Here is a 2,611-nt window from a genome sequence, read left to right on the forward strand (position 1 = left end):
CGAACCGGCCCCGGCCGATGATCCGGTCGAGGAGGCCGCGGCGGAACCGGAGTTTACCGAGCCCGAACCGGTCGAGGAATTACCCGCCCCGCCGCTGCTGGACGATGCCGGCATCGCCTTCAGCTGGATGCCGGCCGGAGATCTGGTCGAGGCGTCCGGCACCGGCCAGCCCCTGCAGATCAATTACGCACCGGACATGCGCTTCCCGATCGAGGCTGGCCAGGCCTATGCCAATAGCCAGGTCTATGGCTATGGCGGCTATCTCGGCCCTGCCGGCGGCCAGTGCAATGCGGCCAATTACGGCTATGCCTGGCGCGATAATTTCTGCGAGACGCGCGGCTATGGCACGCCGATGTGCCCGAGTGGCCATGGCCATCAAGGCCAGGATATCCGCCCGGCGACATGCCAGGACGGCGTCCACCAGGCGCTCGCAGCTGCCGATGGCACCATCACTTCGATCGGCAGCTATTCAGTACGCCTGATGAGCGATGATGGCGTGCGCTACACCTATCTGCATCTCGACAAGCCCAGCCTGCAGGTCGCCGTCGGCGACCACGTCACGCGCGGGCAGGCCATCGGTTTCGTCTCCAACGAATTCGGCGACACGGCAACCACCATCCATCTGCATTTCGAGATCAAGATGGCGGTCGAGACCGGCGGCGGGATCCAGAACACCTCGGTGCCGCCCTATCTGGCGCTGGTCGACAGCTATCAGCGTCTGCTTGAGGGCGAGGAAGACTAGCCCCGGTATTTGCGCTCAACCATCGAACCCGAAACTGTTTTCACAACACGCCAGCAATGGTGGCCCTCCTGAAAGGATATCGGCAATGACATTACGGACCTGGCTCACGGCGGCGCTCACAGCGCTGACCCTGAGCGCCTGCAACGACACCGCGCGCGATGACAATGACTATGGCGCTGTCGCCGAAGATGCTGCCATCATGACCGGTGGTTTCGAACGGTCCCGGGCCGCCGAAGCCCCCTTACCGGCACCGCCGCCGCCCGCACCGGGCAGCGCCCCCGCCGATGGAGTTGTCGAACGGCTGATTGCCTATCGTTATGACTACCGGTTCGAAACGCCCGCCGCTGCCACGCCGGACCTGGTCGCCAGCCACCAGGAAGCCTGTACCAGTGCCGGCGCCCTGCAGTGCCAGATCGTCTCCGCCAATATCTATAATGATGGTCGCGGCTCGATCTCGGCCAGCGTGCAATTGCGCGCCAGCCCGGCCTGGGTCGAGGCCTTTCGGGACGGACTTGAAGCCGAACTGGAAACAGCCGGCGGACGGATCCAGAACCAGTCGCAATCGGCGGACGACCTCACATCGGCGATCTATGACCTGGAAGCCCGGCTTGAAGCCAAACGGGTACTTCGCACGCGACTGATCAGCTTGCTGGAACGCGAGAATGCCAGTGTCGAGGAATTGGTCCAGGTTGAGCGCGAACTGGCCAATGTCCAGGGCGAGATCGAGGGTTCCGAAGCCCAGATCCGTGTCATGCGCGGCCGTGTCTCGATGTCCGCCCTCAGCCTGAACTACGCCTCACGCGTCGAACCGGTTAGCCCGGGCGCCTTCGATCCACTCAGCAACGCCCTGACCAATGTCTTCCGCGAACTGGCTGCCGGTCTGGCGAATGTCATCACCTTCGCCGCCGGCTTCGCCCCCTGGCTGCTGGTGATCATCCCGCTCTTCTGGTTGCTGAACCGCTGGCTGCGCGGCCTGTTCAAGGCACGGCGCGAGGCCAAGGCGACGAAGTCGGAATAGTCATCCTGGCCCGGCTGGTGCGATCGCGCCGGCCGGGTGTCACCCCGTCAGATGCAGCACGATCTCCCGCCGCTGCGGCCGGTCGCGGTGCTCGAACAGATACAGCCCCTGCCAGGTGCCGAGCAGCATTTCACCATGCGCCACCGGGATCCCGATCGAGGTCTGGGTCAGCGCCGCCTTGATATGCGCCGGCATATCATCCGGCCCCTCCGCCGTATGCGCCAGCCACGCCATCGACGGATCATCGCCATCGGGCACCAGCCGACGGAAAAACTCGTTGAGGTCGCGCTGCACATCCGGATCGGCGTTTTCCTGGATGGTGAGGGAGCAGGAGGTGTGGCGTACGAAGACGGTCAGCAGGGCTTCAGCAGGATTTAACTCGGAAACGAAGCTTTGTGCGGCACGGGTGAAACCGTAGAGACCAGGGCCCGTGGTCTGGAGGGTAAGTGTGGTGAGGGGCATGGTCAGATACGGCTCTCGCGGCTGTGCCAGATGCGCAGGATGAGCCTCAAAGCCTCCGAACTGGTGGCGGGCCGGCATCACTACTGCCCCAACCTTCAAGCCAAGCCCTCGCTTCGTCCCACGGCACGCCGAGGCGATCCACCCGAAACCGCGCAAGCCGCCTCGCATCCTCTGCCAGCACTTTGGGTGCCCAAGGATCACCGCCGAGCGCGCGCAGGGCGACGAGCGCGGCGCCGATTTCTGGCTTGCGGGAATTGGCGTTCATGGGGCAATTCTATGCCCAAGCTGATCCCCTGTCGACCGGGCCGGGAGCAAAACGAAAAAGGCCGGGCAATGCGCCCGGCCTCTTCGTAAATGCGTATCCAATTTCCCAATCCCGGAACAAGTCC

Annotated in this window: 3 protein-coding genes; 2 read left to right on the forward strand and 1 reads right to left on the reverse strand. The window is 64.1% G+C overall.

Annotated elements, in window-relative coordinates:
• Both AAC023_RS14265 and AAC023_RS14270 read left to right on the forward strand, forming a co-directional pair.
• On the forward strand, positions 1–742 hold a 742-nt coding region (locus AAC023_RS14265), incomplete at its 5' end, for a M23 family metallopeptidase (protein ID WP_339741935.1).
• 85 nt (positions 743–827) lie between these two features.
• On the forward strand, positions 828–1,760 hold the full coding sequence (locus tag AAC023_RS14270; RefSeq protein WP_339741938.1) for a DUF4349 domain-containing protein: 933 nt from the start codon (positions 828–830) through the stop codon (positions 1,758–1,760).
• 39 nt (positions 1,761–1,799) lie between these two features.
• Here the strand turns inward: AAC023_RS14270 and AAC023_RS14275 are convergent, their stop codons facing one another.
• Positions 1,800–2,300, reverse strand: a complete 501-nt coding sequence (locus tag AAC023_RS14275; protein ID WP_339741940.1) for a secondary thiamine-phosphate synthase enzyme YjbQ — start codon at positions 2,298–2,300, stop codon at positions 1,800–1,802.
• Positions 2,301–2,611 lie beyond the last annotated feature (311 nt).

This window comes from uncultured Maricaulis sp. (genome assembly GCF_963976135.1).
GTDB lineage: Bacteria > Pseudomonadota > Alphaproteobacteria > Caulobacterales > Maricaulaceae > Maricaulis.